The 19,294-nt window shown below is 64.0% G+C and carries 17 protein-coding genes; 9 read left to right on the forward strand and 8 right to left on the reverse strand.

Annotated elements, in window-relative coordinates; translation table 11 throughout:
• The first annotated feature begins 128 nt into the window (after positions 1 to 128).
• On the forward strand, positions 129 to 2,495 hold the full coding sequence (locus ACLFLU_RS14310; RefSeq protein ID WP_426412815.1) for an efflux RND transporter permease subunit: 2,367 nt from the start codon (positions 129 to 131) through the stop codon (positions 2,493 to 2,495).
• An 84-nt stretch (positions 2,496 to 2,579) separates the two neighbouring features.
• Here the strand turns inward: ACLFLU_RS14310 and ACLFLU_RS14315 are convergent, their stop codons facing one another.
• Positions 2,580 to 3,077 carry a hypothetical protein gene (locus ACLFLU_RS14315; protein WP_426412816.1) on the reverse strand — a complete coding sequence of 166 codons (498 nt, stop codon included), beginning with the start codon at positions 3,075 to 3,077 and terminating at the stop codon, positions 2,580 to 2,582.
• Between the two features lie 467 nt (positions 3,078 to 3,544).
• Here ACLFLU_RS14315 and ACLFLU_RS14320 point away from each other — a divergent pair, with 467 nt between their 5' ends.
• The 6 genes from ACLFLU_RS14320 to ACLFLU_RS14345 all read left to right on the forward strand — a co-directional run bounded on the left by ACLFLU_RS14320 (position 3,545) and on the right by ACLFLU_RS14345 (position 9,685).
• Positions 3,545 to 3,778, forward strand: a complete 234-nt coding sequence (locus tag ACLFLU_RS14320; protein ID WP_426412817.1) for a hypothetical protein — start codon at positions 3,545 to 3,547, stop codon at positions 3,776 to 3,778.
• 188 nt (positions 3,779 to 3,966) lie between these two features.
• Entirely contained in the window at positions 3,967 to 4,851 is an 885-nt protein-coding gene (gene hpnC, locus ACLFLU_RS14325; RefSeq protein WP_426412818.1) for a squalene synthase HpnC, read from the forward strand.
• Positions 4,841 to 5,680: a presqualene diphosphate synthase HpnD gene (hpnD, locus tag ACLFLU_RS14330; RefSeq protein ID WP_426412819.1), complete on the forward strand. Its 840-nt coding sequence runs from the start codon at positions 4,841 to 4,843 to the stop codon at positions 5,678 to 5,680. Before hpnC ends, hpnD begins: the two co-directional genes overlap by 11 nt.
• Positions 5,680 to 6,936 (forward strand): hydroxysqualene dehydroxylase HpnE, encoded by a 1,257-nt coding sequence (hpnE, locus tag ACLFLU_RS14335; protein ID WP_426412820.1) that lies wholly within the window; start codon positions 5,680 to 5,682, stop codon positions 6,934 to 6,936. The genes hpnD and hpnE overlap by 1 nt, the downstream gene beginning before the upstream one ends.
• Before the next feature lie 50 nt (positions 6,937 to 6,986).
• On the forward strand, positions 6,987 to 8,939 hold the full coding sequence (gene shc, locus ACLFLU_RS14340) for a squalene--hopene cyclase (protein ID WP_426412821.1): 1,953 nt from the start codon (positions 6,987 to 6,989) through the stop codon (positions 8,937 to 8,939).
• Positions 8,936 to 9,685, forward strand: coding sequence for a phosphorylase (locus tag ACLFLU_RS14345; RefSeq protein WP_426412822.1), 750 nt, complete (start codon positions 8,936 to 8,938; stop codon positions 9,683 to 9,685). Before shc ends, ACLFLU_RS14345 begins: the two co-directional genes overlap by 4 nt.
• Positions 9,686 to 9,886: 201 nt before the next feature.
• On the opposite strand, the gene hpnH is transcribed toward ACLFLU_RS14345, so the two are convergent.
• Positions 9,887 to 11,047, reverse strand: a complete 1,161-nt coding sequence (gene hpnH / locus ACLFLU_RS14350) for an adenosyl-hopene transferase HpnH (protein WP_426412823.1) — start codon at positions 11,045 to 11,047, stop codon at positions 9,887 to 9,889.
• Positions 11,048 to 11,082: 35 nt separating this feature from the next.
• Complete coding sequence (gene ispH / locus ACLFLU_RS14355) at positions 11,083 to 12,009, reverse strand: 4-hydroxy-3-methylbut-2-enyl diphosphate reductase (RefSeq protein WP_426413991.1); 927 nt, start codon at positions 12,007 to 12,009, stop codon at positions 11,083 to 11,085.
• A gap of 461 nt (positions 12,010 to 12,470) precedes the next feature.
• Between ispH and ACLFLU_RS14360 the strand changes: the two genes are divergently transcribed.
• Positions 12,471 to 15,059 (forward strand): MMPL family transporter, encoded by a 2,589-nt coding sequence (locus ACLFLU_RS14360; protein WP_426412824.1) that lies wholly within the window; start codon positions 12,471 to 12,473, stop codon positions 15,057 to 15,059.
• Here ACLFLU_RS14360 and ACLFLU_RS14365 read toward each other — a convergent pair.
• Positions 15,027 to 15,662 (reverse strand): DUF2147 domain-containing protein, encoded by a 636-nt coding sequence (locus ACLFLU_RS14365; RefSeq protein ID WP_426412825.1) that lies wholly within the window; start codon positions 15,660 to 15,662, stop codon positions 15,027 to 15,029. The two genes, ACLFLU_RS14360 and ACLFLU_RS14365, sit on opposite strands and share 33 nt — an antisense overlap.
• 142 nt (positions 15,663 to 15,804) lie before the next feature.
• On the opposite strand from ACLFLU_RS14365, the gene hpnO reads away from it, so the two are divergent.
• On the forward strand, positions 15,805 to 17,196 hold the full coding sequence (gene hpnO, locus ACLFLU_RS14370) for an aminobacteriohopanetriol synthase HpnO (protein WP_426412826.1): 1,392 nt from the start codon (positions 15,805 to 15,807) through the stop codon (positions 17,194 to 17,196).
• Between the two features lie 9 nt (positions 17,197 to 17,205).
• Here the strand turns inward: hpnO and ACLFLU_RS14375 are convergent, their stop codons facing one another.
• From ACLFLU_RS14375 to ACLFLU_RS14390, 4 genes are all read right to left on the reverse strand, one after another.
• Positions 17,206 to 17,511, reverse strand: a complete 306-nt coding sequence (locus ACLFLU_RS14375) for a HigA family addiction module antitoxin (protein WP_426412827.1) — start codon at positions 17,509 to 17,511, stop codon at positions 17,206 to 17,208.
• Between the two features lie 12 nt (positions 17,512 to 17,523).
• Complete coding sequence (locus tag ACLFLU_RS14380; protein ID WP_426412828.1) at positions 17,524 to 17,805, reverse strand: type II toxin-antitoxin system RelE/ParE family toxin; 282 nt, start codon at positions 17,803 to 17,805, stop codon at positions 17,524 to 17,526.
• A 68-nt stretch (positions 17,806 to 17,873) separates the two neighbouring features.
• Positions 17,874 to 18,638 carry an anti-sigma factor family protein gene (locus ACLFLU_RS14385; RefSeq protein WP_426412829.1) on the reverse strand — a complete coding sequence of 255 codons (765 nt, stop codon included), beginning with the start codon at positions 18,636 to 18,638 and terminating at the stop codon, positions 17,874 to 17,876.
• On the reverse strand, positions 18,635 to 19,183 hold the full coding sequence (locus tag ACLFLU_RS14390) for a sigma-70 family RNA polymerase sigma factor (RefSeq protein WP_426412830.1): 549 nt from the start codon (positions 19,181 to 19,183) through the stop codon (positions 18,635 to 18,637). The genes ACLFLU_RS14385 and ACLFLU_RS14390 overlap by 4 nt, the downstream gene beginning before the upstream one ends.
• Between the last annotated feature and the right edge of the window lie 111 nt (positions 19,184 to 19,294).

The following is a 19,294-nucleotide window of genomic DNA, read 5'->3' on the forward strand; positions in this document are numbered from 1 at the left end:
GCTAAACCGCTGCCGGCGATTTTCCGCGCATTTTCAAAGGGCAAGCCTCCCATTTGTATGGCGTTTTCAAGCCGTTCGCGGGGCGCAATCAGCTCACTGACCGAACCGATTTAGGAACTGGACAAGGCATGCTCGAAAAGCACCGCGAGAATGAGGTTCATGTCGACAAGGTCGAGCAGGGGCCTACGTCCTCGATCGCCTTCGGGTTGGAGCGCATCGGGCTGATCGCGGTCCGCGCGCCGATCGTCTCCTGCATCATCCTGCTCGCGCTGATCGTCGGCGCGGTGTTCGGAATCTATCGGATCAAGATCGACGATTCGCTGTCCCAGCTGTTCCGCTCCAACACGCCGGAATTCCGCCAGTATGAAGCGGTGACAAAGAAGTTCCCGGCCGAGGAATTCGATGTCCTCGTCGTGGTCGAGGGCAAGACCCTGCTGGCGCGGAACAACCTCGAGAAGCTGCGTGACTTCATCACCGACCTGCAGCTGGTCGAGGGCACGCGCGGCCTGGTCTCGCTGTTCTCGGCGCGCCAGGCGCCGGCGCCGGGCAAGCTGCCGGCCGCGTTGTTCCCGTCCGAGCTGCCCGAAGGCGCGGCCTATGACCAATTCATTGAGACCGTCAAAAACAACGAGATCATCCGCGGCAAGCTCTTGTCCGAGGACGGCACGCTCGCGCTGATCGTGCTCTCGCTCGATCCCGAGGTGGTCGCCTCCAGCAAGCTCACCAAGACCGTCGGCGACATCCGCGCCCTGATGAAGGAGGATCTCGGTGACACCGGGCTCAGCGTGCAGCTCTCCGGCGTGCCGGTGATGCAGCTCGAGATCCGCAACGCGGTCGAGCGCGACGGCCTCACCTACAACATCCTCGGCATTCTCGCCGGTTGCGTCATCGCCATCATCTTCTTCCGCAAGATCTCGTTCATGGTGGTGGCGGCGTTCCCGCCGATGATCGCGATCCTGATCGCACTCGGCGCGCTCGGCTGGGCCAATTTCAATCTCAACATGTTCCTGAACGTGATGACGCCGCTCATCATGGTCATCAGTTTCTCGGACTCGATGCAGCTCACCTTCGCCGCACGCGACCGGCTGATCGCGGGCCAGGACAAGTTCACCGCATTCAAGAACGCGGTGCTGGTGGTGGGCCCGGCCTGCGTGCTGACGCACGGCACCGCCGGCATTTCCTTTATCGCGCTCCAGTTCTCCGACTCCGACCTGATCCGCAAATTCGGCGAGGCGGGCCTTGCCGCAACCATCATCGCGCTGATCACGGTGCTGTCGCTGGTACCGGTGTTCGGCGTGCTGTTCGTGCGCAACGAAAAGGTCTTTGCGGTCAAGTTCCAGAGCGCGGATGCCGGCGTGCAGGCGCTGCGCAATTTCTGCTACTGGATCGCAGTGCGCATGGTCGGGCGGCCCGGCCTGTTCAGCCTGATCGCACTGCTGTTCGTTGCCAGCCTCGGCGTCGTCTACGCCAATCTTCAACCACGCTATCGGCTCGCCGACCAGGTGCCGGACAAGCGCCAGGCGGTGGCCGCCAGCAATCGGCTCGACGCCAAGCTGACCGGTGCCAATCCGGTCAACGTGCTGATCCAGCTCCCCAAGGGGGAAACGCTCTACTCGCCGGAGACGCTGCAGACCATCGCTGATGTCCACGCGACCGTGGAGAAGGCGGCCGGCGTCGGCAATGTCTGGTCGCTGGAGACGCTGCGCCGCTGGCTCGCGGAAAAGGCCGGCAGCGACGACGTCGCAACGCTCAAGGAATATGTGAGCGTCATCCCCGAGCATCTGGTGCGACGCTTCATCGACGCCGAGCAGGACGCGGTGGTCGTGGCCGGCCGCGTGCCGGACAAGGACTCTAGCCAGCTCCTGCCGATCGTCGACAAGCTCGACTCCGAGCTCGACGCGGTCCGCAAGAAGCATCCCGGCTACGAGGTTGCCGTCACCGGTCTCGCCGCGATCGCCGCGCGCAATTCGGCCGGCATGATCGAGAAGCTGAACCACGGCCTCACCATCGAATTCGCGCTGGTTGCGATCTTCATTGGCCTCGCCTTCCGCTCATGGGTGGTGATGTTTGCCTGCATCCTGCCGGGCATCTTCCCGGTGGTGATGTCGGGAACGGTGCTGTGGGCGATGGGCGAGGGGCTGCAATTCGCCAGCGTCGTGGCGCTCACCGTCTCGTTCGGCCTGGGCTTGAGTGCCACCATCCACTTCCTCAATCGCCTGCGATTGGAGAGCAAGCCCGGCGTCGGTTCGGCGCTGGCGGTGGAACGTGCGACCGTGCTGGTCGGCCCGGCCCTGATCCTGACCACGGTGGTCCTGGCCAGCGGTCTCGTCGTCACCGTGTTCTCGGATCTGCCGTCGCTGCGGCTGTTCGGCTGGCTCAGCGCCTTCTCGATGGTGGCGGCGCTGGTGGCCGACCTCTTCATCCTGCGGCCGACGGCGATGTGGCTGATCAACCTGCACGCCAAGCTTCAGGGCCCAGACAAGCCCGCGATCTGAACTGGGCAGCGCACGCTGCCTCAGCAAAAAGCCCCCGGCTCGCGAGAACCGGGGGCCTGTTCCTCCTGGAAGCGGGAAGGGCGGTCAGCTCTTCGTCATCGTGATGTTGACGCCGCGGATCTCGCCCTTGGACGAGATCTGCACCGTCTGCTTGGAGCCGTTGGTGCGCAGCGACAAGTTGGCGGCGAAACCGTTGGCCTCGACGAACACGTCGATCTGACCGCCGCCGGCGGTGCCCTGGAGATTGCCGAAGATGTTGCGGTTGGACTCGCTCCAATTGCCGGAGATCCGCTCGCCCTGGCTCGTCACATCGCTGGTGAGGTCGAACTTGTAGCTGTCGGAGGCGCAGTGCAGGGCCTGTTTGAGGCTGAGACCGGTGCCAGCGACCTTGTAGTCCGCCTTGCAGCGGATGCGCTCGGTCGAGCCGTCGGACAGCGACACCGTGCCGGTGCCGGTCCACGCCCCGTCGAAGCCGGCGAACGGCCCGGACGACTGAGCGTGGCTTGCCGCAACTGAAAAGAGCAGCGCCGCACCAATGCCGGCCGCCTTGATCGCCAGTCCAGATCGCCCAAAGAATTTCATCATCAATATCCCGTTTTGGAACGACGCCCGTTCATGAAAGAACGTCTTGCCACATCGAAAGTTTAGTGTTGCGAGCCGGTGTCAGGTTCAAGACCCTGCGACGGGTTCAAAGCCTGGTAGCCCACAATGTCTGGCTCGCGAAGCGGTCTCACCCCGGATTCCCTCCGTTTCCATGTGTTTCTGGCCGAAATGGCCGGTCGGACAGATGCAGCTCTGCAACAGGTATGCAGTAAAACACCGCATGCCAGAATTATGCCGTAGTATCAACCTCTTACATCTGTCAATGAAGATCGAGGGAAGACCTGATTTGGCAGGCGCGGCGCCAATTTGGCCGCATTTGCCAGCGCTTGTGCCTTCTCCGGTGCCGCTCTTTCCGCGGCAACTTGCCATCAGAACAATCCGTTCCCGTCGTCCGCCCTGTGCTGTCCGGGACTGGTGCGATTCTGCCGTCAGAATGAAGGAATACAATGCGTAAGCTTCTCGTCGTTCTCACCGTGCTGTCGGCAACCCTGTCCACGGCTGCGTTCGCCCAGCAGGGGCGTGGCACGGACGCCGAGCAGAAGGCCTGCACGCGCGATGTGCAGAAGTTCTGCCGTCCGGTCATCGACCAGGGCGATTTCACCGTCCTGGCCTGCCTCAAGGAGAACCGGGCCAAGATCTCGCAGGCCTGCGACCAGGTCTTGAAGAACCACAACCAGTAAGCTCGGCCACTGGCCCAAAAAGGCGGCCGTGGGGCCGCCTTTTTCAGGCCGGATCCGCAGGGCTGCCATCGAGAGACAGGATTGGTTTTGCGGCCGTATTCCCCTATATGGGGGCCGCGGCGGCGCCGGCACGAGCCCGCGCGAGCGCAAAAGCCCTTCCTGTCCAAACGATTGTTGATCAGCCCTCGATGACCTCTGCGAGCGAATTGCGATCCGGCAAGGGTGACCGCGACGAGAATTTTCCCGTCGCGTCCTGGATCATTCATCCGCGTCATCGCGCGCTGATCCTGGCGTATTACAATTTCGTCCGCACTGCCGACGACATCGCCGATCACGCGACCCTGCCGGCGGACGAAAAGCTTCGCTATCTCGACCTGCTCGAGGCGGAACTGCTCGGCAAGGGCGATACCCAGGCTGAAGCCGTCGCGCTGCGGCGCGCGCTGGACGAGCGGGGCATGGCGCCGCGCCACGCGCTGGACGTGCTCATCGCGTTCCGCATGGACGTGACAAAACTGCGCTACGAGAACTGGGACGAGGTCATCCACTATTGCCGCTATTCGGCGATGCCGGTGGGCCGCTTCATGCTCGACGTCCATGGCGAGAGCACCTCGACCTGGGCCGCGTCCGACGCGCTCTGTGCGGGCCTTCAGATCAACAACCACCTCCAGGATTGCGGCAAGGATTTCCGCGAGCTCAATCGCGTCTATCTGCCGCGCGATGCACTGGCTGCAAGCGGCGCCTCGGTCGAACAGCTTGGACTTGCGCAGTCGCCGCCGGCGATGCTGGCCTGCCTGCAGGGGCTCGCCGTGCGCAACGAAGCGCTGCTGGGCGAGGGCAGGTCGCTGAGCGCGGAGATCAGGGATTTCCGCCTCGGCGTCGACGTCTCGGTGATCCAGGCTTACGCGGACCGCATCGTGCGCCTGCTGAAGGTGCGCGATCCCCTGCGCGAGCGCGTGCATCTGAACAAGTTTGAACTGCTCACCTTCAGCCTCGCCGGCATGATCGGCGAAGTCGGCCGCCGCGCGATCGGCCGCAAGGCCATCTCGAATCCGGGGACTGCCCATGACGCTTGAGGCGACCGCGCCCAGCGCCAATTATGGCTCGTCCGCATCGAACAGCTCCTTCTACGCTGCGATGCGCATCCTGCCGCGCGACCAGCGCGAGGCGATGTTCCAGATCTACAGCTTCTGTCGCCAGGTCGACGACATCGCCGATTCCGACGGCCCGCGCGACGAGCGGCTCGCCGCGCTCCAGGAATGGCGCAACGACATCGACGCGCTCTACCAGGGCAATCCACCGCCGCGGCTGAAGGACTACGTCGCCTCGGTGAAGACCTTCGGGCTGAAGCGCGAGGATTTCCTCGCCATTGTCGACGGCATGGAGATGGACGTGCCGCAGGACATCCGCGCGCCCGACATGGCGACGCTCGATCTCTACTGCGATCGTGTCGCCAGCGCCGTCGGGCGGCTGTCGGTGCGGGTGTTCGGCCTGCCGGAAGAGGACGGCATCCTGCTCGCCTACCACCTCGGCCGCGCGCTGCAGCTCACCAACATCCTGCGCGACATCGACGAGGATGCGACGCTCGGCCGGCTCTATCTGCCGCGCGAGGCGTTGCTGCATGCCGGCATCACCTCGAACGATCCGGACCGCGTGATCGCCGAGCGCGCGTTGCCGAAGGTCTGCCTGCCGCTGACGCAGCGCGCGAAGGCGCATTTCGAGAAGTCGGACGAGATCATGAACCGCAACAGGCGCCGCGCGGTGCGCGCGCCGCGGATCATGTCGAAGTACTATCACGCCATTCTGGACCTCCTGATCGCGCGCGGCTTCAACGCGCCGCGCGAGCCGGTGCGTGTGTCGAAGATCACACGCTTCGCGATCCTGTTCCGCTACGCTTTCATCTGATGCAAAACACAGCTCACATCATCGGCGCTGGAATTTCCGGCCTCTCCGCCGCTGTGCGGCTCGCCAACGCCGGCTTCAAGGTCGCCGTGCATGAGGCGACGCACCAGGTCGGCGGCCGCTGCCGCTCTTATTTCGACGGCGCCACCAATCTCACCATCGACAACGGCAATCATCTGATGCTGTCGGGCAACAGCCACGCGCTCGCCTATGCGCGCTCGATCGGCACCGAAGCGGGCCTGGTCGGGCCTGAAACCGCGCAGTTTCCCTTCGTCGATCTCAAGACCGGACAGCGCTGGCAGATCGATCTCGGCGCCGGCCGGTTGCCGACCTGGGTGCTCGACGAGAGCCGCCGCGTGCCCGACACCGGGCTCACCGATTACCTCAGGCTGGCACCGCTGATCTGGGCCTCGGAACAAACGCCGGTCGGCAAATCCATTCCCTGCGAAGGCATTCTCTATCAGCGCCTGGTGCAACCGTTGCTGCTCGCGGCGCTCAATGTCGATCCGCCCGAGGGTTCGGCAGGGCTTGCCGGCGCAATCGTGCGCGAGACGCTGCTGGCGGGCGGGCAGGCCTGCCGTCCGCTGATCGCGCGCGACGGCCTCAGCGCCGTGCTGATCGAGCCTGCCGTGAAATTCTTGGCTGAGCGCGGACACTCCGTTCAGCTCGGCCATGAGCTGCGCTCCTTCGTCAGCAATGACGGCAAGGTGACCGCGCTGAATTTCGGCGGCGAGGATGTGGTCCAGCTTGTTGCGGGTGACGTGATCGTGATGGCGGTGCCGCCGCGCTCCGCTGCGAGCCTGCTGCCCGGCCTGAAGACGCCGACCGAATTCCGCGCCATCGTGAATGCGCATTTCCGCATCGAGCCGCCAGCGGGTTCTGCGCCGATCCTGGGCGTGATCGGCGGCGTCGTGGAATGGCTGTTCGCCTTCCCGAACCGGCTCTCCGTCACCATCAGCAATGGCGACCGACTCGTCGACATGCCGCGCGAGGAACTCGCGCAGGCGATCTGGAACGACGTCTGCGAGGCTGGCGGCGTGTCGGGCGAACTGCCTCCTTGGCAGATCGTGCGCGAGCGCCGTGCCACATTTGCGGCCACGCCGGCACAGAATGCCCTGCGTCCTGGGCCGGTCACCGCGCTGAAAAACCTGTTCCTTGCCGGCGACTGGACTGCTACGGGATTGCCGGCAACGATCGAGGGATCGGTCCGGTCCGGTGATCGCGCCGCCGATCTGGTTCTGGCCGCAAAGCGGCCCTGACGGGTAATGTCTCCGTCACTTTCAATCGACACTCGGAGCAATCGAGCGACATGGATTCGGTGAACGCGACCAGCCGCGAAGCTTTGGAATCGAGCATTGAGTCAGCCACGCAAGGCGTGCTCGGCTATCAGCAATCCGACGGCCATTGGGTCTTCGAGCTCGAGGCCGATTCCACGATCCCGGCCGAATACATCCTGCTGCGCCATTACCTCGCAGAGCCGGTCGATACCGCGCTCGAGGCCAAGATCGGCAACTATCTGCGCCGCGTCCAGGGCGCCCATGGCGGCTGGCCGCTGGTGCATGACGGCGAGTTCGACATGAGCGCCAGCGTGAAGGCCTATTTCGCGCTGAAGATGATCGGCGATTCCGTGGACGCGCCGCACATGGTGCGTGCGCGCGAGGCGATCCACGCGCGCGGTGGCGCGATCAACAGCAATGTCTTCACTCGTTTCCTCCTTGCAACGTTCGGCGTCCTGACCTGGCGTTCAGTGCCGGTGTTGCCGATCGAAATCGTGCTATTGCCGTTCTGGTCGCCGTTCCACCTCAACAAGATCTCCTATTGGGCGCGCACCACCATGGTGCCGCTGATGGTCATCGCCGCGCTGAAGCCGCGCGCGAAGAATCCGAAGGGCGTCGGCATCGACGAACTGTTCCTGCAGGACCCGCGCTCGATCGGCATGACCGCCAAGGCGCCGCATCAGAGCATGGCCTGGTTCATGTTGTTCCGTGCGCTCGACGGTATCTTGCGCGTGGTCGAGCCGATGTTTCCGAAGAGCCTGCGCCAGCGCGCGATCGATGCCGCGCTCGCCTTCATCGAAGAGCGGCTCAATGGCGAGGACGGCATGGGCGCGATCTATCCGCCCATGGCCAACATCGTCATGATGTATGACGCGCTCGACAAGGACGAGAACTTCCCGCCGCGCGCGATCACGCGCCGGGGCATCGACAAGCTGCTCGTGATCAAGGGCGACGAGGCCTACTGCCAGCCTTGCGTCTCGCCGGTGTGGGACACGACGCTGACCGCGCATGCGCTGCTCGAGGCCGGCGGTGACAAGGCGGTGCCTGCTGTAAAGCAGGGCCTCGACTGGCTGATCCCGAAGCAAGAGCTCGCGGTGAAGGGCGACTGGGCGGTGAAGCGGCCCGACGTTCGCCCGGGCGGCTGGGCGTTCCAGTACAACAATGCCTATTACCCCGATCTCGACGACACCGCCGTGGTGGTGATGTCGATGGATCGCATGCGCCGGGAACATGGAGCGACCGGCTATGACGCTGCGATCGACCGCGGCCGGGAGTGGATCGAGGGCATGCAGAGCGACGACGGCGGCTGGGCCGCCTTCGACGTCAACAACCTCGAATACTACCTGAACAACATCCCGTTCTCGGACCATGGCGCCTTGCTCGATCCGCCGACCGAGGACGTCACGGCGCGCTGCATCTCGATGCTGGCCCAGCTCGGCCAGACCGAGAAGACCAGCAAGCACGTCGCTGGCGGCGTGGCCTATCTGCGCAAAACCCAGCACCCTGAGGGCTCCTGGTACGGCCGCTGGGGCATGAACTTCATCTATGGAACCTGGTCGGTGCTATGCGCCCTCAACATGGCCGGCGTCGACAGCAACGATCCGATGATGCGCAAGGCGGCCGACTGGCTGGCCTCGATCCAGAACCAGGACGGCGGCTGGGGCGAGGACGCCGTCAGCTACCGGCTGGACTACAAGGGCTGGGAACCCGCCCCGTCGACCGCCTCGCAAACGGCATGGGCCTTGCTTGCCCTGATGGCTGCTGGCGAGGTTGATCACCCGGCCGTCGCCCGCGGGGTGGAGTACCTGATTGCAACACAGAACGAAAAAGGACTGTGGGACGAGAGCCGCTACACCGCCACAGGCTTCCCCCGCGTGTTCTATCTGCGGTACCATGGCTACCCGAAGTTCTTCCCGTTATGGGCGCTGGCGCGGTATCGGAACTTGCGGAACACCAACAGCAGGGTGGTAGGGGTCGGAATGTGACTTTGGGGATGGGGGACTATGTTACCGCGGGTCAGGCCGTAGACCCGCGGCCGATATTGATCGTGACCGGTCTGGTTCAGGAGGCCCGCATTGCTGCCGGGCCCGGAATGGCGGTCATCTGCTCGTCCAGCAGCCCGACCCAGTTGCGCGCGCTCCTGACGGTGGTGGATCCCCAGACGATTCGCGGCGTCATCTCCTTCGGCGTGGCCGGCGGGCTCGACCCGACGCTGCGCTCCGGCGACGTCGTGGTGGCGACCGAGGTGCTCGCGGGCGACGCCCGCTGGGGCGCCGGCCTGTCGCTCAGCGACGACCTCATCGACAAGCTGACCTCGGGCCGCCGTCGCGTCGTGCGCGGCAGCCTCGCCGGCGCCGAGGAGGTGGTCACGGGCTCATCCGGCAAGGCGGCGCTGCATTCCGAGACCGGCGCCTCCGCCGTCGACATGGAAAGCCACATCGCGGCTGCCTACGCCGCCGAGGCCGGCTTGCCCTTCGCAGCGGTCCGCGTCATCAGCGATCCCGCGCACCGCGCGCTGCCGGCGCTTGCGCGTGCCGCGATCAAGCCGAACGGCCAGATCGACCTCGCCGCCGTGCTGCGCGGCATCGTGCGCAATCCGGGCACGCTGCATGCGCTGGTCTCGACCGGCATCGACTTCAACCGCGCGCTGCGCAGCTTGCGCGGCTGCCGCGACTTCCTGATCGGGACTGAGCTTGCCGGTAGCGAGGCGCTGGTGTCCAAGGCGGCCTGAGCCGGGTCTTCGATCCAATCAAAAGGAAAGGCCCGGTCGCCAATGGCGATCGGGCCTTTTCGATATCCGTAGCCCGGATGGAGCGACTTGTCCGCCGTAGCTCGAAGAGCGAAGGCGGAAGCGCAATCCGGGGCCTTGCAATGCGGAGGGACTGTCCCGGATTTCGCTTCGCTCCATCCGGGCTACAAGTCGGTGTCGTGCTTACGCGGCGGTCGACGCCTTCCGTGCCGCCTTCTCCGCAGCAGCCTCGGCCTCGTCCTTGCGAATCTCCGACAGGCGCTTCTGCACTTCGGCCGAGAAGATGTACTGCGCCGGACGCTGCTTCGACATGTCGATCTCCGGCGCCATCGGGCCAGAGGTCCTGATACCGCGCAGCGACACCCACATCGCCTTGATCGGGTTGTTGAGAGCGGCGGTTGCCGCCGTCGGCTCGTAGCCGCAATGGGCCATACAGTCGGCGCACTTCTCGTACTTGCCGGTGCCGTAGGTCTCCCAGTCGGTGGTGTCCATCAGCTCCTTGAAGGTTTTTGCGTAGCCTTCGCCGAGGAGATAGCAGGGCTTCTGCCAACCGAAAATGTTGCGCGCGGGCATGCCCCACGGCGTGCACTCGTATTCCTGGTTGCCGGCGAGGAAGTCGAGGAACAGGCCGGAATGCATGAAGTTCCACTTCTTGCCCTTGCCCATCGCAAAGACGTCGCGGAACAGCTTCTTGGTCTTGGTGCGGTTGAGGAAGTGCTCCTGGTCCGGGGCGCGCTCATAGGCGTAGCCGGGCGACATGGAGACGCCGACACCGAGCTCGACGGTGAGGTCGAGGAACTTTGCGATCTCCTCGGCCGGATGGCCGTCGAAGATGGTGGCGTTGACGTTGACGGTGAAGCCGCGGGCCTTCGCCGCCTTGATCGCGGAGACGGCGCGGTCGAACACGCCCTTCTGCGACACGGCCTTGTCGTGATGGTCCTTCAGGCCGTCGAGATGCACGGAGAAGAACAGGTAGGGGGAGGGCTCGAATAGGTCGAGCTTCTTCTCGAGCAGCAGCGCGTTGGTGCAGAGCGAGACGAACTTCTTGCGGGCGACGAGGCCGCGCACGATTTCGCCGATCTCCTTGTGGATCAGCGGCTCGCCGCCGGGGATCGCCACCATCGGCGCGCCGCACTCGTCGGCCGCGTCCCAGCACTCCTGCGCCGTCATGCGGCGGTTGAGGATCGCATCCGGATAATCGATCTTGCCGCAGCCGACGCAGGCGAGGTTGCAGCGGAACAGTGGCTCCAGCATCAGCACGAGCGGATAGCGTTTGCGGCCAAGCAGTTTCTGCTTGAGCAAATAGCCGCCGATACGCATTTCCTTGAAGAAGGGGATTGCCATTACACGTTTCTTTCTGGGCTTGAAATTCAGGTAGGTCAGCTTGCAGCCAGTTCGGCCGGAAGCCTGAATTCGATGTTTTCCTCGCGGCCCGGGAGCACCGAGACCGTCACCGGTCCGATCCGCCGCAGCGCTTCGATCACGTCATCCACCAGCACCTCGGGCGCCGAGGCGCCGGCCGTGAGGCCGACGGTCCTGGCACCTTTCAACCACTCCGGATTGAGCTCGCGGCCATCGGCGATCAGATAACTCGCGACGCCGGCCTCGGTGCCGATTTCGCGGAGCCGGTTCGAGTTCGAGCTATTGGTAGCGCCCACCACCAAGATCACGTCGACCAGCTTGCTCAAGTCCCTTACCGCAGATTGGCGGTTCTGTGTCGCATAGCAGATATCCCGGATGTCTGGGCCTTGAATATCTGTAAATTTGGCTTGAAGCGCCCCGATAATGTCCTTGGTGTCGTCGACCGACAGCGTGGTCTGGGTGATGTAGGCCACTGGCGTATCCGCCGGCAGCGCCAGGGTTTTGGCCTCTTCGACGCTCTGGACCAGCAGAACGGGCCCGGGAACCTGGCCCATCGTGCCCTCGACCTCGGGGTGGCCGGCATGGCCGATCAGGATCAGGGTGCGGCCCTTGGTGATGTAGCGCTTCCCCTGATTGTGAACTTTCGTGACCAGGGGGCAGGTGGCGTTCAGCACCGGAAGGTCGCGCGCGGCGGCCTCTTCCTCGACGCTGCGGGCGACGCCATGGGCACTGAAGACGGTGACAGCCTTCGGTGGAACGTCGGATAGTTCCTCGACGAAGATCGCGCCTTTATTCTTCAGGCTCTCGACGACGTATTTGTTGTGCACGATCTCATGGCGCACGTAGACGGGCGGGCCGTACTTCTGCAGGGCCTTTTCCACGATCTCGATCGCGCGCACCACGCCCGCGCAAAAGCCGCGCGGCTGCGCTAGATAAACTTCCATTGGACGCCCATCACGCAAGTTGCACCAATCCGCTCAATTGTCCCAGGCAGCACCCCGATACGGGCCAATGCTGCAATATCCGCACCATTGGTGTCGCGACCGCGGTAACCGCCCACCCCATCTGGGCCCCGGCGCATGCAAGCACAGCACTTTGTGTCAAAAAATCGGCGCTAAGGAAAGGTGGAACAAGCCCAGGGGTTCCCGGCCGGGTCGATGTTAGGTATTATAATACCTCACTTGGTGTGAGCAAGGCGGCGACATTTGTGCTCACCCCTTCGTCACTTTACCGCCTCATCTCCGCGCCTATACCGACCCTCCCGCATGATTTTGCCACGGTCTCCCGGCGTTTACTTCGAACCTTGTTCCCGCGAGAGCTACCCAAAACAGCAATAGGTTTCGCTTGGGAACTCCGATAAACAGCGGGCGTTTCCGGCAGGCTGTTAACACTAGAAAGAAAATACGTGCTGCAAAGCGTAGTCGTTGTCATCGTCAGGGCCTGTACCCGGTTTGCCTCCCTTGTCGTCGTTCTCGGGCTCCTGCTGGCGGTGGGGGCGGGCTATTACACGTCCCAGCACTTCGCCATCAACACCGACATCAATTCGCTGATTGCCCAAAATCTGGACTGGCGCCAGCGCGACCAGCAGTTCGACCGCGCCTTCGACCGCGACGCGACGATTCTCGCGGTGGTCGAGGCCAGGACGCCGGAGATGGCGACCGCAGCCGCGGACGCGCTGTTTGCCAAGCTGAAGGACAACAAGACCGAATTCCAGTCGATGCAGCAGCTCGGCACCGGTGAGTTCTTCGAGAAGAACGGCCTGCTGTTCCTGCCGACCGAGGAAGTCGGCAAGATCACCGGCCAGTTCGAATCCGCAGCGCCCCTGATCGAGATCATGGCCGGCGATCCGTCGATCCGCGGCCTGACTGGCGCGCTGGAGACCGGGCTTGCCGGCGTCAAGCGTGGGCAGGTCAAGCTCGACAACACCGAGCGGCCGTTCAACCAGATCGCGGGGACGGTCGAGACCGTGCTCAACAAGGGCAATGCGAGCTTCTCCTGGCGCGAGCTCGTCAGCGACCAGCCGCTCTCGGATTCGGACAAGCGCGCCTTCATCGAGTTCAAGCCGGTCCTCGACTACAATGCACTCGAGCCCGGCAAGGGGGCGACCGACGCGATCCGCAAGGCTGCGGCCGATCTGGACTTCCCGACCAAATACCAGGCGCGGGTTCGGCTGACCGGCCCGGTCCCGATCGCCAATGAGGAATACGCCACAGTGCAGGAAGGCGCCGTCGTCAATGGCGTCGGCACCGTCGTTGTCGTGCTCCTGATCCTGTGGCTCGCGCTGCACTCCTCCAAGATCATCTTCGCGGTGTTCATCAATCTGTTCGTCGGCCTGGCGCTGACGACCGCCGCCGGCCTGATGATGGTCGGCTCGTTCAACCTGCTGTCGATCGCGTTCGCCGTGCTGTTCGTGGGACTGGGCGTCGATTTCGGCATCCAGTACAGCGTTCGCTACCGCTCGGAACGCTACAAGCACGACGATCTCTCCGGCGCGCTGGTGCGTGCCGCCAAGCGCTCCGCGGTGCCGCTGTCGCTGGCGGCGATGGCGACGGCCGCCGGCTTCCTCTGTTTCCTGCCGACCGACTACAAGGGCATTTCCGAGCTCGGCCAGATTGCCGGCGTCGGCATGCTGGTGGCGTTCCTCTCCAGCATCACGATATTGCCCGCGATGCTGAAGCTGCTGAACCCGCCGGGCGAAAAGGAGCCGGTCGGCTATGCCTTCCTGGCGCCGCTCGATTACTTCCTGGAGAAGCACCGCGTCCTGGTCGTGGGCGGCACGTTGCTGCTGGCGCTCGCCGGCCTGCCGCTGCTGTATTTCCTGAAGTTCGACTTCAACCCGATGAACCTGCGCAACCCGAAGGCCGAGTCGATCGCGACCTTCCTCGACCTGCGCAAGGATCCCAACACCGGCGCCAACGCCATCAACGTGATGGTCACCACGGAAGAACAGGCCAGGCAGGTCGAGGCGAAGCTGGAGAAGGTGCCGGAAGTGTTGCGCGTGATGTCGCTCAACAGTTTTGTGCCGGAGGACCAGCAGCCGAAGCTGAAGCTGCTCGCGCAGGGCGCCAAGGTGTTGAACCCTGCGCTCAACCCGGACCAGGTCGACGCGGCGCCGTCGGACCAGGAGAATGTCGAGTCGTTGAAATCCTCGGTCGAAAATCTGCGCCGGACCGCCGGTGATGCCAAGGGCCCGGGCGCGGTCGCCTCGCGCCGCCTGGCGGACGCGCTGGAGAAACTCGCGAACTCGGATGAGGCGACCCGCAACAAGGCGCAGGACGTGTTCGTGACGCCGATGAAGATCGTGTTCGACCAGCTCAGGAACGCGATGCAGGCCGAACCGGTCACCCTGAAGTCACTGCCGCCCGATCTCGTGAACGCCTGGAAGAGCAAGGACGGAATCATCCGCGTCGAAGCTCAGCCGAAGGGCGATCCCAACGACAACGATACGCTGCGCAAGTTTGCGGCAGCCGTGCTCGCGGCCGAGCCGACCGCGATCGGCGGACCTGTCTCGATCCTGAAATCCGGCGATACCGTGGTGAATGCATTCATCCATGCCGGCATCTATGCGTTGCTGGTGATCGGCCTGTTGTTGTGGATCACGTTGCGCCGCATCGTCGACGTGCTGATGACGCTGGTGCCGCTTCTGGTTGCGGGCGCAGTGACGCTCGAAATCTGCGTGTTGATCGGCCTGCCGCTCAACTTCGCCAACATCGTCGCGTTCCCGCTGCTGCTCGGCGTGGGCGTCGCGTTCAAGATCTATTATGTCGTGGCGTGGCGATCCGGCAGGACAAACCTGCTTCAGACCAGCCTGACGCGCGCGATCTTTTTCAGCGCGCTGACGACGGCGACCGCGTTCGGCAGCCTGTGGCTGTCGAGCCATCCGGGCACGTCCAGCATGGGCAAGCTGCTCGCACTTTCTCTGGTGACGACGCTTGCCGCAGTGCTGCTGTTTCAGCCGGCCCTAATGGGCAAACCCCGCAATCTCAGGGAGTAGGCAGATGTCGCCGACGGGATCGGCGGTCGCGCTCTTCTGACCAGGCTTGGCCGCGACGGCGCTCTTCGGAGCTGCCGTTGCTGGAGCAGGTGCTGCGGCACCCGGCGCTGACGCAGCCTTAGGCGCCGCTCCGGTGGTTTTTGGCGCACCCTTGGCCATGGCGTTGGTGGTGCTCAAGGGGATCGGCGGACCAACGCGGGTCCAGGTCTCTCCGCCGCACAGGAAGCCCATCACGCAGCCCTTGATTTCAAGCTTATCGGTGCCTGTGGGCGTAATGGTCGCGCTGTAGAGCTGGCCATCCTTCGCGTTGTAGACCTGACCTTCCCACTGCTCGGCGCCGGCCGTCTTCTTCATGTTGATCAGGATCGCCATGCCGAGCGTCGGCCTGTTCTTTTTTGAGACATCCGGGTTGTTCTCATCGCGGCCGCCGGCCTCCTTTTCCCAGGAAACCGCGCCCCATATGCTGCCATTGCATTGGGCGACGCGGACGTTGGCGACGGCGTCAGCAACGCGCCAGTCGCCGGTGGGATCGGCGGCGAGCGCCGGAGTCAGGCCGGCGTAACCGCCTGCCAGTATTATTCCGGTGTAAAGGGCTAAACGCATGAGTGTTCCTTGGCAGTGCAACATGGTTTAAAGCTGTGCTTGCGAAGATGGTCCGAAAAAGGGCAAAAGGCCGCACAGACCCTTTTCCGTTTGCTGACCGTTTTCAGTTGACGAAGCGGCCCTCAACCGAAGTATGTAGCGGATGAACAGTCCAAATCCAGACATGTCCCAGTTGTTCGCGGACCGTCAGGCCCAGCGCAGCACCCTGCATAATCGGTATCTGAACGAGCAATTCGTCCGGGTTCTCAAGACCATCGGCTACGACGTCGGCTTCCAGAAGGGGCAGGGGCAGTACCTCTACGACCGCGAGGGGGCCCGCTATCTCGACCTCTTGTCCGGTTTTGGCGTGTTCGCGATTGGCCGCAATCATCCGGTGATGCGCGACGCGCTGAAAAGCGTGCTCGACGCCGATCTGCCCAATCTCGTTCAATTCGACGTCTCGGTGCTGGCCGGCGTGCTCGCCGAGCGGCTGTTGAAGTACGTTCCTTATCTCGACAAGGTGTTCTTCGCCAATTCCGGCGCCGAATGCGTCGAGGCGGCGATCAAATTCGCCCGCGGCGCCACCGGCCGCCCCGGCATCGTCTATTGCGCCCACGGCTATCACGGCCTGACCTATGGTGCGCTCTCGCTGACCGGTGATGCGAACTTCCGCACCGGCTTCGAGCCGCTGCTGCCGGGCTGCACCTCGATCCCGTTCAACGATCTTGCCGCGCTCGAAAAGGCGCTGGCCTCGCGCGAGGTCGCGGCCTTCGTGGTCGAGCCGATCCAGGGCAAGGGCGTCAACATGCCCACCGACGAGTTCCTGCCGGGTGCCGCTGCGCTCTGCAAGAAATACGGCACGTTGTTCGTCGCCGACGAGATCCAGACCGGCATGGGCCGTACCGGCCGCTTCCTCGCGGTCGAGCACTGGAACGTCGAGCCGGACATGGTGCTGCTGTCGAAGTCGCTGTCGGGCGGCCACGTGCCGGTCGGTGCGGTGCTGACGCGCAAGAACATCTTCGACAAGATATTCAACCAGATGGACCGCGCCGTGGTGCACGGTTCGACCTTCTCCAAGAACGATCTCGCGATGGCCGCAGGCATTGCCACGCTCGATGTCATGGAGTCCGAGAAACTGATCGAGTCCGCCGCCAAGCGCGGCGCGGAGCTCCGCCTCGCACTGACGCGCATGGTGCCCGGCTACGAGCTGCTGAAGGAAGTGCGCGGCAAGGGCCTGATGATCGGCATCGAGTTCGGTCCGCCGAAATCGCTGCGGCTGCGGGCCTCCTGGAACGTGCTGGAGGCCGCCAACAAGGGCCTGTTCTGCCAGCTCATCACCGTGCCGCTGTTCAAGGATCACAAGATCCTGACGCAGGTCGCCGGCCACGGCAGCCACACCATCAAGCTGCTGCCGCCGCTCACCATCACCGAAGAAGACTGCAACTGGATCGAGCGCGCCTTCGACGACGTCATCGCCGGCAGCCACAAGGTCCCCGGTGCGATCTGGTCGCTCGGCAAGACGCTGGTCGACAACGCGGTGCGGCGGTCGGCGTAGGCCAATCGCTCAGGCGGCTTCAGGCTTGTTCACGGTCTCGATGCGATCGAGTGCCTTGCCCAGATCCCGTTTGGCGATCTGGATGTCGTAATCATTTTGAAGATTGAGCCATAGCTCGGCCGTCGTGCCGAGCGCCTTGGCAAGCCTAAGTGCGGTGTCGGCCGTGATCCCGGTCTGCTCACTCGCAATCCGCTCGATACGCGTGCGCGGTAAGCCACAAGTCTTGGCCAGCGCGCCAGCGGACATGTTCAGCGGGATCAGAAACTCCTCCCGCAGAACCTCACCAGGATGCATGGGCTTGAGTTTTTTCGCCATCGTCGTGCTCTCCTAGTGATAGTCCACGATCTCGACCTCAGTTGGACCATCCGTCGTCCAGACGAAGCATATCCGGAACTGATCGTTGACCCTGATCGAATGCTGTCCCTTGCGATCAGCCGTGAGGGCCTCGAGGCGGTTGCCTGGCGGCGCCCTTAAGTCGCTGAGTTCACCGGCAGCGTGAAGATAGCGCAATTTCCGGCGCGCAACCTTCACGAGGTCGGCCGGAAAGCCTTTGGGACTTTCGCCGTTAAAGACCGCTTCAGTTGTTTTGTCCCGAAACGTCCTGATCACTCAAGGAGTGTATCATTATCTGATACATATGCAAGGGCTTGTATCAGTTCGTGATACATTCTCTGAGGCTACCCCTCCACATTCGCCTTCATCGCCGCCTCGAACTTGTCGACGAATTCGGTGAGCTCGTCGCCGCCGATATCGCTGACGGCCCAGAAGTTCAGGCCGCGCTCGCCCCAGCGGCGGCAGTTGAAGCCCTGCATGGTCTGCGTCTTCGGCGGCCGATGCTCGGTGCTCGCGGTCTGCGACACGAACAAATTGATGATGTGCTGCCGGCGCTTGTAGACGACGGCGCCGATGGCGCGCGCATCGACATAGTCGAGCCGGCCGCCGACCAGCGTAAAACCTTGCGCGGTGAGGTCGATCACGGGTGGGGCGACATCGAGCTTGCCGTTGAACCAGGGTTTGACGGTGTGCTGGTCGGTCGAGACCACGTCGATGAGGTGGCCGGCTTGGAGCGAGCGCAGATGCGCGGAGACGACTTCCGAGAGGATGCGCTGCTGGTCGTCCTGGCGCAGCACGACGGCGACGACGCCGGAGGCGGCGAGGGCCGAGACTGCCGAACCCATCGCGAAACCGCGCAGGACGGAACGCCGGCTCGGCTGCGGCCGCGCTTGCGGCATCGATGCCTCGATACGCGCGCGCAGGCTCGCCGGCGCGGTGTAGCGCAGCTTGGTGTCGGCGAGCACGCGCTTCATCTCGCGCTGTGCCGCGAACTCGGCCGTGCAGGCCGTGCAGGTGGCGATATGGGCTTCGACCTCGCGCGCGTGGCCGGCATCGAGCTCGTTGTCGAGCAGCGCGTGAAGCAGGATTTGTGCTTCGTCGCAGGTCATTTCGAGTGCTCCTCTTCCGCCGTCCAGGCCGCGCGCAGCATGGCGCGGGCGCGGGCGAGGCGGGACATCACGGTGCCGACGGGGGCGCCGACGGTCTCTGCAATTTCACGGTAGGACAGGTTGTTGATCTCCCTCAGCACGAAGGTTTCCTTGAACGGCTCGGCGAGCGCGTCGATCATCCTGCGAATGGCGCCGGCGTCGCGGCTGCGCAGCACCTCGGTCTCCGGGCTCGCCTCGCTCTCTTGCCACATCGGCGTCTGGTCGGCGGCGTCGGGCATGTCCTCGATCGCGGCGTGCGAGTGCGCGCGTCTGGCATATTCGGCGTTACAGACATTGCGCAGGATCGCGAACAGCCACGGCTTCATGGCCGGACCGCGATAGCTGTCAAAGTGCTTCAGCGCGCGCAAATAGCATTCCTGCACCGCGTCCTCCGCGTCGGAGGCGTCGCGCAGCAGGTAGCGTGCGAGCGTGTAGACGTCGTCGAGATAGGGGAGCGCTGCCTCGCGGAAGCGCTGCGCCTTCTGGAAATCGTCGCTGACGGGCATCGCCTTTCGCTTTGCCTCTTGCTGCGTTTCGTACGTCGTTGCGTGCTTCGTGTCGCTGTTGGGCCTGACCGATGGCACGCGAGCCCGGCCGGCGTGGGACCACCGGCCGGG

It is taken from the genome of Bradyrhizobium ganzhouense, from assembly GCF_049949285.1.
GTDB lineage: Bacteria > Pseudomonadota > Alphaproteobacteria > Rhizobiales > Xanthobacteraceae > Bradyrhizobium > Bradyrhizobium ganzhouense.